Source organism: Devosia enhydra, from assembly GCF_900119845.1.
Classification (GTDB): Bacteria; Pseudomonadota; Alphaproteobacteria; order Rhizobiales; family Devosiaceae; genus FPKU01.
Genome location: NZ_FPKU01000002.1, coordinates 708839 through 724819 on the forward strand (window position 1 = coordinate 708839; position 15981 = coordinate 724819).

General features: G+C 59.0%; 15 protein-coding genes and 1 tRNA gene. 11 read left to right on the forward strand and 5 right to left on the reverse strand.

The annotated features are described in order from the left end of the window. Nucleotides 1–64 precede the first annotated feature (64 nt). The 4 genes from tsaD to BT183_RS12605 are packed head-to-tail and all read left to right on the forward strand — an operon-like array spanning nt 65 to nt 2830. Nucleotides 65–1123 (forward strand): tRNA (adenosine(37)-N6)-threonylcarbamoyltransferase complex transferase subunit TsaD, encoded by a 1059-nt coding sequence (gene tsaD, locus BT183_RS12590; RefSeq protein ID WP_072343547.1) that lies wholly within the window; start codon nt 65–67, stop codon nt 1121–1123. Further along, nucleotides 1113–2099 carry an NAD(P)H-dependent glycerol-3-phosphate dehydrogenase gene (locus BT183_RS12595; RefSeq protein WP_072343550.1) on the forward strand — a complete coding sequence of 329 codons (987 nt, stop codon included), beginning with the start codon at nt 1113–1115 and terminating at the stop codon, nt 2097–2099. The genes tsaD and BT183_RS12595 overlap by 11 nt, the downstream gene beginning before the upstream one ends. Before the next feature lie 3 nt (nt 2100–2102). Next, the gene (locus BT183_RS12600; RefSeq protein WP_072343553.1) at nt 2103–2399 is read left to right on the forward strand and encodes a YciI family protein; all 297 of its coding nucleotides are present in this window, start codon (nt 2103–2105) and stop codon (nt 2397–2399) included. Next, nucleotides 2399–2830: an EVE domain-containing protein gene (locus BT183_RS12605; protein ID WP_072343556.1), complete on the forward strand. Its 432-nt coding sequence runs from the start codon at nt 2399–2401 to the stop codon at nt 2828–2830. Before BT183_RS12600 ends, BT183_RS12605 begins: the two co-directional genes overlap by 1 nt. A gap of 67 nt (nt 2831–2897) precedes the next feature. Here BT183_RS12605 and BT183_RS12610 read toward each other — a convergent pair whose 3' ends face one another. Together BT183_RS12610 and BT183_RS12615 are read right to left on the reverse strand one after the other, a co-directional pair. Beyond that, nucleotides 2898–3587 (reverse strand): MBL fold metallo-hydrolase, encoded by a 690-nt coding sequence (locus BT183_RS12610; protein ID WP_072343559.1) that lies wholly within the window; start codon nt 3585–3587, stop codon nt 2898–2900. Nucleotides 3588–3607: 20 nt separating this feature from the next. Next, nucleotides 3608–4084, reverse strand: coding sequence for a gamma-glutamylcyclotransferase family protein (locus BT183_RS12615; protein ID WP_072343562.1), 477 nt, complete (start codon nt 4082–4084; stop codon nt 3608–3610). Between the two features lie 353 nt (nt 4085–4437). Here BT183_RS12615 and BT183_RS12620 point away from each other — a divergent pair. After that, nucleotides 4438–4527, forward strand: a tRNA-Ser gene (locus tag BT183_RS12620). A 422-nt stretch (nt 4528–4949) separates the two neighbouring features. Then, nucleotides 4950–5561, forward strand: a complete 612-nt coding sequence (locus BT183_RS20520; protein ID WP_143145786.1) for a hypothetical protein — start codon at nt 4950–4952, stop codon at nt 5559–5561. Nucleotides 5562–6642: 1081 nt separating this feature from the next. Here the strand turns inward: BT183_RS20520 and BT183_RS20780 are convergent. Continuing rightward, on the reverse strand, nt 6643–6801 hold the full coding sequence (locus tag BT183_RS20780; RefSeq protein WP_177282511.1) for a hypothetical protein: 159 nt from the start codon (nt 6799–6801) through the stop codon (nt 6643–6645). A gap of 258 nt (nt 6802–7059) precedes the next feature. Here BT183_RS20780 and BT183_RS12630 point away from each other — a divergent pair, with 258 nt between their 5' ends. From BT183_RS12630 to BT183_RS12645, 4 genes are all read left to right on the forward strand, one after another. Beyond that, the gene (locus BT183_RS12630; RefSeq protein ID WP_210185470.1) at nt 7060–8538 is read left to right on the forward strand and encodes an ADP-ribosylglycohydrolase family protein; all 1479 of its coding nucleotides are present in this window, start codon (nt 7060–7062) and stop codon (nt 8536–8538) included. Between the two features lie 46 nt (nt 8539–8584). Then, on the forward strand, nt 8585–9103 hold the full coding sequence (locus BT183_RS12635; RefSeq protein WP_072343568.1) for a type III secretion system chaperone family protein: 519 nt from the start codon (nt 8585–8587) through the stop codon (nt 9101–9103). 120 nt (nt 9104–9223) lie between these two features. Next, nucleotides 9224–9757, forward strand: a complete 534-nt coding sequence (locus tag BT183_RS12640; protein WP_072343571.1) for a hypothetical protein — start codon at nt 9224–9226, stop codon at nt 9755–9757. Between the two features lie 52 nt (nt 9758–9809). Then, nucleotides 9810–10700, forward strand: a complete 891-nt coding sequence (locus tag BT183_RS12645) for a metallophosphoesterase (protein WP_072343574.1) — start codon at nt 9810–9812, stop codon at nt 10698–10700. 449 nt (nt 10701–11149) lie between these two features. Here BT183_RS12645 and BT183_RS20265 read toward each other — a convergent pair whose 3' ends face one another. Both BT183_RS20265 and BT183_RS12655 read right to left on the reverse strand, forming a co-directional pair. Beyond that, nucleotides 11150–11638 (reverse strand): YbjN domain-containing protein, encoded by a 489-nt coding sequence (locus tag BT183_RS20265; protein ID WP_177282513.1) that lies wholly within the window; start codon nt 11636–11638, stop codon nt 11150–11152. Nucleotides 11639–11925: 287 nt separating this feature from the next. Continuing rightward, nucleotides 11926–12870 (reverse strand): sensor histidine kinase, encoded by a 945-nt coding sequence (locus BT183_RS12655; protein WP_072343580.1) that lies wholly within the window; start codon nt 12868–12870, stop codon nt 11926–11928. A 529-nt stretch (nt 12871–13399) separates the two neighbouring features. On the opposite strand from BT183_RS12655, the gene BT183_RS12660 reads away from it, so the two are divergent. After that, entirely contained in the window at nt 13400–15976 is a 2577-nt protein-coding gene (locus BT183_RS12660) for an EAL domain-containing protein (RefSeq protein ID WP_072343583.1), read from the forward strand. The last annotated feature ends 5 nt before the right edge of the window (nt 15977–15981 follow it).

Here is a 15981-nt window from a genome sequence, read left to right on the forward strand (position 1 = left end):
TCCTATTGTAGGCCATCGTCTTCGGGGACGCAGTAGACCGTTCCCCCCCGGCGGGCAAGCGCGCATGAAGATTCTGGGCATCGAGACCAGCTGCGACGAAACCGCCGCCTCGGTGGTTCTGCGCGATGCGGACGGCCGGGGCACCATCTTCTCCAACATCGTGCGCTCGCAGGTGGAAGAACATGCCGCCTTCGGCGGCGTGGTGCCGGAGCTGGCCGCGCGCGCCCATGTCAGCCATCTCGACGGCATCATCGCGCGTGCGCTCGACGAAGCCGGGGTGGCGCTCGGCGATCTCGATGCCATCGCGGCCACCGCCGGGCCGGGGCTGATCGGGGGCGTGCTGGTGGGTCTGACCACCGGCAAGGCGCTGGCGGCGGCGGCAGGGCTGAAATTCATCGGGGTCAACCATCTCGAAGGCCATGCGCTGACCGCGCGGCTGACCGACGGGGTCGAGTTCCCCTATCTCATGCTCCTGGTCTCGGGGGGGCACAGCCAGTTCGTGCTGGTGCGCGGGGTGGGCGATTACGAGCGCTGGGGCGGCACCATCGACGATGCGCTGGGCGAAGCCTTCGACAAGGTCGCCAAGATGCTCGATCTCGGGCTGCCCGGCGGTCCGCGCGTCGAAGCGCTGGCGCGGTCGGGCGATCCGCGGCGCTTCCGCCTGCCGCGCCCGCTGATGGGCGAGGCGCGGCTCGATTTTTCCTTTTCCGGCCTCAAGACGGCGGTGCGGCTCGCCGCCGAGGACGCGGCGCCGCTCACCGATCAGGATGCCGCCGATCTCTGCGCCAGCTTCCAGGCGGCCGTGGTCGAAATCGTGGCGAAGCGCTCGGCTGCCGCGCTCGCGCGGTTCGCCGCTGCCCTGCCTGATGCGACGCCCACCCTCGTGGTTGCCGGCGGGGTCGCGGCAAACCGGGCCATCGCCGCTGCGCTCGGCGCCGTGGCCGAAAAGGCTGGCGCCCGGCTGGTGGTGCCCCCGATCGCGCTTTGCACCGACAATGGCGCGATGATCGCCTGGGCCGGGGCCGAGAGGCTGGCTCTGGGCCGCAGCGACGGGCTCGACCTGCCCGCACGGCCGCGCTGGCCGCTCGATGACCCCGGCATGCGGATTTCCCATGCAGCCTGAAGCAATCAAGAATGTCGCGGTGATCGGCGCCGGCTCATGGGGCACCGCCCTCGCCCAGGCGTCGGCGGTGGCGGGGCGCCGTGTCACCCTCGTCTGCCGCGATCCCGAACAGGTCGCCGAGATCAATACGCGCCACACCAACAGCCGGGCGCTTGGCGCTCTGCCGCTCGATGCGGGGCTGGTGGCGGCGCTGGCGCTTCCGGCCGATGTCGATCTCGCCATTCTCGCCGTGCCGGCCCAGCAGAGCGCGGCGGCGCTCGGGGTGCATGGCCGGATGCTGGGCGGGCTGCCGGTCGTGCTTTCGGCCAAGGGCCTCGAGGCCGGAACGCTGAGGCGCCAGAGCGAGATCCTGCTCGATCTCGTGCCCACGGCAACCCCGCTGGTGCTCTCGGGCCCGAGCTTTGCCGAGGATGTGGCCGCCGGCCGGCCCACGGCCGTGACGCTTGCGAGCCCGGACGGGGCCATGGCCGATGCCGTCGCCGCCGCTCTCGCCGGGCCCGGCCTGCGGCTCTATGCGGCGGGAGACATGATCGGTGTCGAGCTCGCGGGCGGGCTCAAGAACGTCTATGCGCTGGCCTGCGGCGCCGTCGAAGGCGCGGGGCTCGGGGCGTCGGCACGGGCGGCGCTGATCGCCCGGGCGTTTGCCGAAATGGCGCGGCTGGTGGTGGCGCTGGGCGGCAATGCCGGAACGCTGACCGGGCTTGCCGGGCTCGGCGATCTCACCCTTTCCTGCACCTCGGCGCAATCGCGCAACTATGCCACCGGCCTCGCGCTGGGGCGCGGCGAAATCCTCGTTGAAGGCCGTCGGCCGCTGGCCGAGGGCGTCTTCACAGCGCCTGTCGCGCAGGCCATCGCGCGGCGCCAGGGCGTCGATGTGCCGCTCATCGATGCCGTGGTGCTCCTGCTGTCGGGCCGCGCCGCCATCGCAGATATCGTTTCCGGCCTCATGTCGCGGCCGCTCAAGAGAGAGGACTGAGAGATGCTTTTCGCCATCATCGCCGAGGACAAGCCCGATGGCGTCGACCATCGCATGGCGGTTCGCCCCACCCATCTCAAGCATCTCGATACGCTGGGCGACAAGCTGGTCTTCGCCGGCCCCTTCATCGACAGCGCCGGCCAGCCCTGCGGCTCGCTGATGGTGATCGAGGCGCAGAGCCAGGCCGAGGCCGAGGCGATGGCCGCCCAGGATCCCTTCGTGGTCGAGGGCGTGTTCGAGAGCTACCAGGTGCGCCGCTGGAATTGGGGCATCAACAACCCCACCGGCCGGGGGCAGTAATGGCCTATTGGCTGATGAAGTCCGAGCCGGACGTCTTTTCCTTCGACGACCTCGTGGCCAAGACCGGTCGCGGCGAGACCGAGGAGTGGCATGGGGTGCGCAATTATGCCGCCCGCAACCACATGAAGGCGATGAAGACGGGTGACCAGGCCTTCTTCTACCACTCCAATATCGGCAAGGAGATCGTCGGCATCATGAAAGTGGTGGCCGAGGCCCATCCCGATTCCACCGCCGAGCTCAAGGACGGCAAGGTGGTGTGGGAGTGCGTCGATGTCGCCGCCGTCAAGCCTTTCGCCCGCCCTGTCACGCTGGCCGAGATCAAGGCGACGCCCGAGCTCGAAAATATCGCGCTGGTCAAGCTCTCCCGGCTCTCGGTATCCCCTGTCACCGAGGCCGAGTGGGCGGTGGTCTGCCGGATGGGCGGGGTCTGAGGCCTTTATACCATCCGCTGTCGATCGGCCTCCTTGGGGCGCCGAGCGACAGCGGATGTGAACCCCTCTACTGGCCTTCGTACCAGTCGCGCAGGCGCACCTCGATGCCGGCCTCGCCTTCGAGTGCTTTGGCGAAGACCTCGTCCTCCCTGCCACCCAGATAATGGAAGGGGTAGACGATGCGCGGCCGGAACTGCCTGACGCCTTCGGCAGCCTGCGGTCCCGTCATGGTATAGGGCAGGTTCATCGGCACCAGCGCGACGGCGATGTCGGTCATGCCGGCCAGTTCCGGCGTCACTTCGGTGTCGCTGGCATTGTAGATGCGGGTGCCGCCGAAATCGAGCACATAGCCGTTGACCAGCCCGCGCGGATGGAATTGCAGCCGCTCGGGCGTGGTGTTGTAGGCCGGCACCGCGTCGATCACGACCCCGAGCTTTTCAACCGTCTCGCCATTGGCCAGCCGCGTGGCCCGTGTTTTGAGGGCATCGGGCAGCAGCGCATGGGTGCCGGGGGAAGCGATGATGTCGAGAGGACCCTGCTCGGCCAGCGCCAGCAGCGTTGCCTCGTCATAATGGTCCGGGTGTTCATGGGTGAGGATGACGAGATCGGGCCGCGGCAGGCCCGCGAGCCGCGCTGTCCCGCCGACGGGATCGAAGACGATGCTGTTCTCGCCCCAGCTCAGCATGAACGTGGCATGATGGACGGGCTGCAGCACCACATCACCCAGGCCCGTTGCGATGATATCGGGTGTGATCATGACATGTCCTCAAACAGGGTTCAGTGCGGGCGCAGGGCGATGAGCCGCAGCCGCAGGGTTTCGGCCTCCGCCCCTGCGCTAACGAGTGCGGCGGCCCGGTGGTTCAGTTGCCATCGGGCGAAGTCCCAGTCCGGCGCCGAAAGCGACGGCGGGCTCACCGGCAGGTAGGCATCGGCCTCGAAGAGTTCGGCCTCCACCATCACGGGCAGGGGCAGCCGCCGGTAGCCCTCCCCCTCCCAGGCATCGAGCAGGTCGCGCTCGAAGGCCGTGAGCCCGAGGACCAGCAGACCCTCGGCGGCGTGGCCCGGGCTGCGCGCCAGCACCGGCCAGGGGTGGCGCGCAAGGGCGACGGCCCGCCAGCCGGGCGCTGCGGCCGGCAGCAGCGCAGTGTGCGGCACCGGCCTGCCGAGCAGCCGCATCAGCAGTTCGGGGTCGCGCAGCGTGCCATAGACGAAAAGGCGGGCCGGCTCGTCGCGCTGTGCGTTCAGTGTGGCCATTGCGCTCGATTGTCCTCGTGTCTGGCAACGCTACACCACCTCCCGGCTCAAAGTCAGAGCACGGCCCCAAAAAGCACAGACGCATGCGCGGATCGGACGCGCCGTCGGGCATCCGTTCCAAGGCTTGGTTTGCGCCACCGCCACGCGCAGCTCGCCTGTGGAGACGGTCCTTTCGCGCTCTTTGATGCGGCAGTTGAGGCGAGGCCTTGCAGCTGACGGTTGGGGATTGACCGCCTGGCTCTGGCGATCCACCAGATCGGCATGAGACTGCGCAAGGGTGTTGCAGGGCCGGTCGCGCTATGCCATAAGCCACCCCGTCTCGACCGGCCTTCAGGGCCAAGTGCAGACCTCGCGGAGAGGTGGCAGAGTGGTCGAATGCACCGCACTCGAAATGCGGCGTGGGGGCAACTCCACCGGGGGTTCGAATCCCTCCCTCTCCGCCACCTATCTGAAGATTGTGCAGTCAAAACAATTTCTTATGTTTTGGCCCGTATTTTCAACCCACATTTCATACCACATTCGCCCCGTTTACCCTGAGCAGGGCCACTGGCTTGCCACCTGCGCGTGCTCTTTGAACGAACGCGATGCATGCGGTGGGCACGACAGAGTCGCCTTGCCCCGCCTCCCCCCATTCGGACACCGGCACGATCGCTTTGCGGAAATCGCAAACACGGGCTCGCGGTATTATAAATAATGTTGACTTGATTGACAATATACCTTATAATTGTCCTATTCAAAGAAATTATTGGAACAGAGAGAATGAGGAATTCTTCATTCTCATAATTCCTATTCTGATATGCCCAAAGCGACTTTTCGTCGCTAATGTCTTCTATTACCTATAATTACTTAACATATGGATTCATTAATGACACTTCACCTGAAAGGTCCCGGATTTCGCGACCATTACCAACAACATATCGTCACTTACGCACAACAAAAACCGACATTAAGACCATACTTTTTGACGAAAGATTTCTATAGTACCGGTTATCGCGATGCACCAACGATGTGCCATCGCATCTTCCAACTTAATGCCCTGTTTTATATCAGGCTCGTTTCTGCCCTGATTAAAAATTACCAGAGACCAGGAAAACGTCACCTTCAACCCAGAAGTTTCGATTTCCTAGACATCCCTGGCTCCCGCCAATCCGTGAGCCCATCGCAATTAGCAATGTCCGAGTGGCCCCATATCCACTCGATCATCTTTATCGACCCCACCATCTTGCCATCGTTCGAAACGCTGTCTCAGCAACGCTTCCAGAGCATCACACGCTTCCGATACAGCGACGGCACTCAACCTTTGCTGCCTCTCAAGAGCGTCGATGCACGTCCCATCACCCACAACCTTGGCGGGGTCGTCAGCTACGCAACCAAGCTGTTCCGCACCACCGGCATCATGGCCTTGAACGGCAACGCGACGCTGTTTGACCAAATGCCGCATAGCCAAAGCCGAAGCGCCGCAGCGACGCACCCATAATTCAAGGGTCTGGTCATCGATTGCAGTGGGTGAAATCGCCTTTGAGACAGGTCGATTACCCCATGACCAGCATCGGATGATGAATGGTCGTCACACTCACTGTTTGACCAACGGCTCCGGCGAACGCAGCACAGCATTCCCTCAGGAGCACCTCGAAGGTCACGGTGACCGAATGTCCCTCGAGCAGCACTTTGCCAGGGCGCCTGCTCATGACAACCCCGTACTCAACTTATGGGTGGAAGAGATTTGAGGGAGCACCTCAAGACGCGTGGTTCCTGAAAAGACTTGCCGAACTATCGTCGCTAGAATCGCCATCACAATTTCTGCCAGAATGGCGCTCATTACCCCGTATTCAGCCCAGATTGGAAGAGTATCCCGATTGACGGGCAACTCCAAGAAATTTAGCAAGAAAACGCACTGGCTGGACGAAGGCAAATAACATGACTCTGTCAGTGCGTACGACTCTCGGACTAACTTTCGCCCTGCTATGGTCGAAATCCGCGACCGATGCCCCGGAAGCGTATGATTGGTCGGACTTCTATATCGGTGTAATTGGCAGCGGCACCATCGGAAACAATAAGACCTCTGCCAATTATGGCGCCGAACCGATCGAAGACGCAGATTCGGATTATCGGTAAAAAAGCGACGCTGGGGGTGCGTCGCTTACTGCAGTAAATGACCATATATCTGCGAAGGCGCTCGGTAGCCCTACATAAGCGAGCGGCATATATTTGTATTTTAGTAATATGCTTTCGCAATTCTACTAATGGGGGCGCCTATAGGCGTCCCTTTTTTTATTTTCTATTTCTATGCTGGCTAGCGATCAGGACACCTACAAACCACTGGTCTGAACGGTCCCTGGCACTTGAGTCCGTCTCGTTCGCAACCAGACTCCCGAATGTTCACCTCGATTGTGAACGGTGCGTGCGTCCCCATCTCTGCTGTTCAGAGATCAGGTCAGAACTCCCCTCATCGCCACAGTCCAGTCTGCCAGAACCACGTCTGACCTGAGATCCAGGTTCCGCTCTATGACCGAGGGACAACCCCAACGATCGTTGCTCCTGGTCTTCCGTATCCAGAGTTACCGAACAACACGCGGCGGCATCAGGATCTGGGGGTTACCGTACTGCCTCTTGACCATCTCGAGTGCCACTTGTGGTGAATCTGCATCGACCCGCACGTCCTGGGCAAAACCGGCAATCCGGATCTTGACCTCATAAGTTCTGGTGAACGCCCCCATCTCGCCTCCTCATGATCTCGATCACCTCGTCGTTCTACGAGATCATCGGTTTGACCGTTCCTCACAGTCACTGCCAACTCTGTTCCAGGCGTTTTCTGCATGGACCATACGGTACCAAGCACCAAATCCATTCCCTTCAGCGCCTCGTCCCGTTGCAAAATTCGCTTATTTCTGCTACGTTTAGGTCTTCTCCATTTTCACTCTTTGCGCGCAGGCAAGTCCATGTGATTTGCCCTGCACGGCCATGCCATTCAATTCATGAGGTCATCGATCAAAACCAGCGAAACACCCCCCCTGCGGATTGCAACAATAGGCCTTGGCCATGGTCACGGTTCGCTTGGCATCACCTTCTGTCCAGGAAAAAAGCAGAGCGACAGCGTCAGCGGTCCCTGGGACCGAGACCTGGATGCTGATCTCGACATCATAGTCGCCTGGAACGCAGCAGCGGTTCTGACCCTCCTGGAGCCCTTCGAGCTTGATGAGCTGCAGGTGCCTCATCTGGGGCAGCGGGTGACCCAAAGGGACATAGACTGGTTCCACCTCCCCATCGTTGATGTCTCAGTTCCCGATGAGGCCTTTGAAGAGGCCTGGTTGAGCGTGGGCGAGGCCCTGCGGACAAAACTGCGCAATGGCCTCAACGTCCTGGTGCACTGCAAGGGAGGCCTTGGTCGGGCAGGGACAATAGTTGCACGGCTTCTGGTCGAACTTGGGGTCGACCCTCAGTCTGCCATCGAACTGGTTCGCTCCGTTCGTCCCGGAGCCATCGAGACGAGACAACAGGAGGACCACGTCCTCAGTACTGTCCGCGTGCCCCCGGTATCGCAGAACACACACGCGCATCGAGACCGGGCAGTTGGCGCCCTCATCGGTCTGGCAGTCGGTGATGCCATTGGCACCACACTCGAGTTCGCTCCTCGAGATGATCATGCCCCACCTCTGACAGACATGGTGGGGGGTGGACCCTTTGGTCTGGCGGTCGGACAGTGGACCGATGACACCGCGATGGCCTGGGCCCTGGCAGACAGTCTGGCATCCACAGAGACCTTCAAACCCCATGACCTGGCGGATCGATTTGTCTCCTGGTGGCGACAGGGGAGGTATTCCAGCACGGGCCAATGCTTTGATATCGGTCTGACGACACGCTCGGCACTGCATCATCATGAACGCACTGGAGACCCGTTCTCCGGGCCCACTGATCCCTCAACTGCAGGCAATGGCTCGCTGATGCGCGTGTCACCTGTGGCCATTCGATACTGGAATAGCGCAGGCGTCATGGCTCAGGTTGCTGCCGATCAGAGCAGGGTCACCCATGGGGCTCCTGAAGCAATCGAGGCCTGCATCCTGTTTTGTGAAATCCTCGCTGACGCGATCGCCGGCAAACCCAAGTCAGAGGTCCTGCGCTCGCGAACCGGCACCTACACAACCAAGGTCAGCGAAATCGCCTCTGGCAGCTGGACGTCCAAGAGGCGCTCCGAAATACGCGGCACCGGCTACGTCCTCGATGCTCTCGAAGCCTCACTCTGGTGCGTGGATCAGACAACCACTTTCGAGAGTGCGGTGCTCATGGCTGCCAATTTGCGCGAAGATGCCGATACCACTGCAGCAATCACAGGGCAGCTCTCTGGGGCACTCTATGGCAACTCCGCCATTCCGCTACGCTGGCGCAACAGCATCTCAAAAAGTCGCGAACTTCACCTCATTGCAGACCGTCTGTTCAGCAAATCCATCAGGGGATGATGGATATGCCTCTCACCGAATCCCTTCAACAGCACCAGGAGCATTAATGACGAGCAATACCATCGCATTCAAACACGATATCGCCCTCAAGACCTTTCTCGCGGAAATGGAGTGGGACGATGAGGTCGCGTATGATTTCGATCAGGATTTCGCCCACGTAACCACATCGGTCTCAGTCGGTGGCAATTATTGCCTGCTGATCGTTGAAGCCTACAACAACGACATGATCGATATCTATATCTATATGCGATACATGAGCGTGAAAGAGTCACAAAGTGAACAGATGCAGCTACTGCTGTCCACCATAAACTCAAAAATGCGCGTCGGTGCATTCCAGTTCTTGCCAATGCCAGACCAACGGGTCGTCAGATGGCATCACGCCACTGATTTTGAAGGCAGCAATCCCACGGGCACGACGATACGTCTCAATGTGGTCAATGGCCTCGAAACGGTTAAACATTATGCAGATCTGATTGCAGCAGTCGCCCTGACCAATCAAAAGGCGGATGCCGCATTTGCGGAGTTCATGCAAACGCATCAGCATGAAGGCGAAAACACCCATTAGTGCATTCGCACATAATCACTCTATTGCATGATGCAGAAAGGTACAGAATGCTGATTATGCAGCATTTCTGGTTTCCTATAATATCAATACCCCAAATTTGTCATCAGATATGGAGATGCAATGATTGCATTTGGACGGAGAAAAGTCCTCAATATACCGTATTTTGCGATAGAAAAATCGGACAAGAGCAGTCAAGCAAGAGCTGTTACCGACCTCGCCCAGATCAGAGAGGTCATCGGAGGGCACCAGTACCGATGGCTCAGCACCACGCCTGATTTGCATAATGCATGGCGCCTGATCGAGACGCGAACTTACGTTCCCCTAAAGTCCGCTGTCTACTCCAACTGGTTGCTGTTTTCGGACGATTATTTGCAGAGACGGTTTCTTGAGCAGTTTCCGAACATGTCCCGTGCCCATCGGATCATTCGCCTCTCAACGAAGCTGGAGCAACTCCGTACATCACTGCAAAAAGGTTTGCTTGCGGGAGGCTATGACCTGAGCAAGCGGGCACCGGAATCCCGTGTTAACGTGGCTCAATCCTATGTCAAAAAGGCCACGACGATCAGTGAACTGCAAAACGCGATCGATGCACTCACTGCACAAGAACACGATCTGAGGCAATGGCATCACCTGACACTCGCGATGTTTCCATAATTCTGAAACATTCTTCCGTTCAGCTCTATCGTCCATCGGACAAGAGACCTATTTGGTACGCTTCACAATCATCCCGGATATTCATGCAGACATCGAGCGCCTGAACGTATCACTGCAGCGCACACATAAGAACAGCATGATCCTGTTTCTCGGAGATTTCGTGGATGCGAGCAAGGATGTCACAGCAGCGTCAGACCTTCGCGTGCTCGAAACTGCCCGCAAATTGATTGCGGAAGCTAGGGCGCGTGCAGTCATGGGCAATCACGAACTGAACGCACTCCTGTACCACTCCGCAGGGCCCGACGGTTCCCCACTGCGCGCTCACAGTTCAAAGAACCAGAGGCAGCACCGCAGCTTTATCGAGGCATTTGGTGTCGGCACACCACAGGCACTGGAATGGACAGATTGGTTCCTGGAGACTCTCCCGCTGTGGATCGAGGTCGACGGGTTGCGCATTTCTCATGCCTGCTGGTCTGATTTGCACATATCGGAAATCCGTAAGCGCAGACCTGATGGGTTCTTGAAACGAGAAGACCTTGCTGAGATTGCGAGTGGCGCTACTCCCTTCGGCAGAGCTGTAAAATCTCTGGTCACGGGACCGGAGGTTCCGCTTCCAGAAGGTTGCCTCTTCCATGATTACCATGGAAACCCGCGCAAGGAGGTCCGCTTGGCCTGGTGGAATGCCGGCGCCAGGACATGGCCCCAAGCGTCCCTGTCAGTTCCCAATCCCGATGAACTCCCCCAGTCGGAACTGCCCTCGGATGTGATCGCAGCGATCTACCCGATGGATGCGCCACCTGTACTGGTTGGGCACTACAAGATGAAGGGCGACCCCGGCATCCAGCATCCCAAGGCATCCAGCATCGACTACCCCAATACACCCTGCATCTACCGCTGGTTCGGGGAAACGGAATTAACCTCGGCACATCTCATCAGTCTGTGACGATGCATAGGCTTCATCAAAATGCAGCCCACTGATGAAATGCAATCGGGGGAAACAATGCCTGTTATATGGACGGATCTGTTGGCAATGATAGATGTTTCACACTTTGCGGCGACTAGCGGCCATGGATTGGGTGTCGAAATCGCAGCAATCCGCGAGCCTGCGATTTGTGATCAGGAAGGCTTAGGAAGTGTGTTGGTAAGCATTCTCATGCGTCGTCGCCGCGTGATCGCTTGGTAGGCTGAGCCTAGTCCCGCCTCGGGTCCAAACTGTCAACGCCGGTGATTGTGGGGCTGTCGAGTGAGGGCGCGGTGGCTCAATCGCTGATGCCATCTCCCCGCAGCCAGCGCCAGTTCTTATAGTCAGATCCGCACTTGTCAACCTGGCGCATCCCTCCCAGCAGGTCGCTTGGGCTCACCCGCGTTGAAGCGGGTGAGCCTAGCCCCATTTCACCAATCAATGTGCTGTTTAAATCGCGCGACTATATCTTCCCAAAGCTTGAGATTATCGGCGAACAGTTCAGGGCTCATGCCTCCGTTGATCGCGATGTCCATTTGGACATAGGGATCGCGCTCGTCGTCAAGGTGCGCTTTCCCATATCGGTTTTGTTGGTTCCATTCGTTCGCGACTGCGAGATCGAGTCCGCTGGGCGTATCAAATCCCACCGAGAACTGAATGGAGCCACACTCATTGCCATCTTGGCAGTCATAGAACCATACGAGGAAATTTGACCCACCAGCGGCCGACTTGATCTGCGGGTCGCCAACGTTATCGGTGGTCAATTGCGCCCTGTAGCCGAGCCGCTGCATCTCTGAGGCAACGTCCTCGGGTGCGCTAGCCTTGATCAGCGGCGCTTCCGCAGTTGAATTGCCTATGGTTTGAGCCAGCGCTGGAAGGGGCAGGAATGCCGCTACCAATGCGAATGAAAGGGCTTTCATAACGGTGTTCCTGAGGTTAGGGGGCGTCACGAGACCAGTTTTGACCGCGGGTCCCTGAGGTGGGCGCAAAACCAGATTTGCCTCATCTTGGAGCTTGATCAAGGACTTTCGCTCTCCATCCTGTTTCGACACGCTGAGGGTGCTGAACGTCGTGAACTGATCGCACTTTGCATTTGCGCGGCCTCAAATAGCCGAGCTGATGCGAAGACACTTGCAGCTGCCTCTATGCGGCAAAAACACGGGAACGTTGCAGCTCCCGATGGTTGACCCGGCTGCGCGCATCGGTCTCAGACATCCAAGCTCCATATCACCCCGTGTGGCTCAAACTGCAGATGAACCTTACCTCCGACGGCGTGCTCCACCATGTCGACCATGACAACATGCCCGAAGCCCCTCCTTTCCGGAGCAGACAAAGTTCGCTTCACAGTCTCGCGCCATTCTAACCGCCAGTGCTCCCGGCCGGTCGTATGCCAGACTACCCTCAAACGGCCATGCGGTTCAGACAGCGCACCATATTTCAGGCTGTTCGTTGCCAACTCATGGAGTGCCATCCCAACCGTCTGTGCGTGCTGTGGGCAGACGGAAATATTCGGACCGCCGAATGCCACGCGTTCATCTTTCTCCATGGAAATGGTCTGCAGCTGGCTCGTCACAAGATCGCTTAAGGACACAGAACTCCAATCTCTCGCGACGAGCAGATCGTTGCTGGAAGCAAGGCCAGATAGTCTCGACGAAAAGGTATCCAGAAAGCGCTGGGGATCAGTACTCTTTGCCGTCGCTCGCGCGATCGCCATGACAACCGCCAATAGGTTCTTGGTCCGATGGTTCAACTCACCCATGAGGTACCGCGACTGCTGTTCCGCGTGTCGTTGCTCGGTGACATCAATGTTCAACCCCGTCATGCCGAGGAAGGCGCCGTCATGGCCGAAGCGCGGATTGGCCTCCGTCCGCATAATCCGAAAGACTCCATCGGCCCGCTTGTAGCGCGCCTCAATCGTGAATGGGGTATGGGCGGCCATGGCCTCGCCAAACGGCTTGCTCAATAACTCGATGTCGTCGGGATGGAGCGTCGACGTCCAGTCGAACTGATCCAGATGTTGGGGGTCAACGCCCCAGAAACGCCGAAGGGCGCTGTTCAGGAAAACGCAACGACCAAGCGCATCGCCCATCCACAGCATGGCAGGTGTGGTCTCGGCTACGGCTATCGCAAACTCGTCTTCGATCATGGCCATTTGCGGAGCACGATTTTGTCAACGGTGCAATGGCAAGATTGCACTTTCATGCTGGGGCGACAACTATCCACATGGCTTCAGGCTGCGACGATGGCTGGGATGATTTGAGAATAGATTGCCCAGTCATTTCATGGCGGGCATATCCGAGATCCTCCCGGCACCGGCGTTCCAAGGATGTGGCGATGCCATCAAGCTTTTTCGCGTGAGGGCGTCGTTCGTCCCTACGAAATTAGCGGTGAGCCAAGCAACACTGCATACTGGTGCCGCAAAAAGAGTCGTTGCGCTCTCATCTGTGCACGCTTTGCGTTAGCGCCCACCTTTTGCGCGTCCAGTCACTTTCGTACGCGCGCTCGCGCCAGCTAGGGCGGCTCGGTGAATGCAATAGCGGCAAGCTTGGGGCACCGCGGCCTCTTTCAGGCCTGGCTCTCTCCGCTACCTTGCTTCCATAAAGCATTGCGCTTGGGTTGAAGCCGCTATTAACTCCAGTGTGCCCATTGTGAAGGCAGTACGCTGGAGCACAGGTCGAACGATGGTTGATGGGCTCTTCGAAACGCTGACACGCGCCATACCTGGAATCGTCTGGATTTCAGATTCTCAAGGTATGGTCGAGTTCAATAATGACCGCTGGCGCGAGTTCACCGGCATGCAGCGTGAGGCGGGGCTCGGCCATGGCTGGCTCGACGCCATTCACCCCGCTGATGTCGCTGTATTTTATGCTCAGATTCCGCTTAACAGCGCCGGCAGAAGTGAGATCCAGGCCGAAATCCGCGTGCGCCGTTACGACGGCGTCTACCATCGACACGTGCTCAACGCTCGCCACATCGGGGGTGAGAAGTGGATCGGCTGCGCTATCGACGCCCATGATTGGCTGACCACGGAGACGCGGGACGCCGCGCAGAGCCGCGTGCTTGATTTGGTGTCTTCAGGTGCCGAGTTGCGTGAGGTGCTGGCCGAGCTCTGCCGGGCAGCCGAAAAGCAGCTTCCGGGTGCAGCTGCCAGTATCTTGCTGGTAGACAAGGATGTCGAGCATTTCGAGGCTGGCATCGCGCCCAAGTTCCCGCCTGACATGTATAAAGACATCAAGGCGCTGCGCGTGGACGCACGGGCCGGCTCCTGTGGGACCGCTGTCTACGAAAATCGCGATGTAATTAGTTGGGACATTGGGACGGACCCCTTATGGGACGGTTGGCGGGGTCCCATTCTGGCCCTCGGCTACAAGGCCTGTTGGTCACGCCCTGTTTTTGACGCTGCCGGCAAGGTCATCGCTTCGTTTGGATTCTACTTTAAGGATAGCCGTCAGCCGGGTTCCCACGAGCAAAGAGAGATGGATCGTCTCCGACGGCTTGCGTCGCTCGCCATCGAGCGGGCTCGCATCCTCGAGGCCTTGCGCGAGAGCGAGGAACATTACCGAGTTACAGTTGAATTAAATCCCCAGATACCCTGGACTGCAGATCCTGCAGGGAAGATCCTCAGTGTCTCAAGTAAATGGGCTGAGGCGACTGGCATTAGCGGTGAAAAGGCACTTGGGGACGGCTGGCTTTCCTCGCTCCATCCTGATGATGTGGAGCCGACGATTAAGAAATGGGAACATGCGCTGGCGTCGGGCACCCCGCTCGATGCGTCCTACCGTATAAGTCTGGCAAATGGCTCCTATCGGTGGGTCAGGGCGCGCGCCTTTCCTCGCTTTGATGACAATGGACGGATTCTGCGCTGGTATGGTGCGGCGGACGACATTCACGACCGTTTCGTTGCCGAGCAAAGGCTTCAGCGGCACGCCTACTACGACGACCTTACGGGATTGCCTAACCGCCGGCGCTTTGTGGATCAGCTCCGTCGTTCCCTCGATACAGCCTCACATCCGGTAGGGCTGATGGTTCTGGATATGGACGACTTCAAGCTTGTTAATGACCGGCATGGTCACCGCACAGGGGATGCGGTGCTCCGTCTATTCGCCCGCTATCTGATGTCTGTCTGTGAGCCTGGTGAGCAGGTTTTTCGGCTAGGAGGAGATGAGTTTGCCATCATCACGGAACTCGCCTTTTCCGATGACTGCCTTATGAAGCGCGGCAACGAGATCGGTATTGGCCTCGACGTGCGGATGCGCGCCAATAAGAAGGCGCGATCCTGCCGGGCGAGTGTAGGCTGCGCGCTCGGGCGATCCGATGAGAACGCTGATGAAGTTTTTAAACGAGCCGATCTAGCACTGTACGCTGCTAAATCTTCGGGGAAAGGCTCCGTTAAACTTTTCGACCCCAGAATCCGCAGTAACGCCACAGCTCGCGCTGAGGAGTTCGAGTTTGCAAGATTGTCCCTCCGTGAAGGTTGGGTCGAGCCATATTTCCAACCTATCCTTTCTCTGGAGACGCGAAGGCCGCACAGTTGGGAAGCACTCCTGCGGATTCGTCATCCCAAGCAAGGCGTCTTGCCTCCGACAACGATCAGATCTGCGCTAGATGACCCTAGATTGGCCGATGCCATCGGGCTGCGTATGGTCGAGTGCGTTGTTGATCAAATGGCGCGTTGGCAACAGGCTGGTGTGGCCTTCCAAAGGGTCTCCCTCAACATGGCAACGGACAATATTGTCAATCCGGAGTTTACTGCCGCTCTGCTTGATCGCCTAGACCGCAACGGTCTGCCCCGCTGGAGCGTCAAGCTCGAGATTACCGAGCGTGTTCTCCTTGATGAGCTCGAGGACGTTATTCTCTGGAAACTGCAGGACTTCAAGGATCAGGGCATTAGCCTGTCGCTCGATGATTTTGGCACCGGTTATGCGTCTCTGGTGCATCTTCAGACGCTCCCCGTTGATGAGCTCAAAATCGATCGGTCCTTCGTCTCAGGCATGCGCAAGAATGATAAGGGAAAGGAGATCGTGCGGGCGATGATCGGCCTTGCCAAAACGATGGGGCTCTCGACAGTTGCTGAGGGGGTCGAGACGGAAGCAGAAGCGATTCTTCTGACATCCTGGGGGTGTGACTATGGACAGGGCTATCTCTTCAGCAGGCCGATGCATCCGGACGATGTTGCGGGATTTCTCGCGGAAGCGCTTGGTGGCGCGCCACGGCGTTTGAGCTCGCACCGGCGCTCGGCAAAAGGAGCAACCGTTTAAACGAC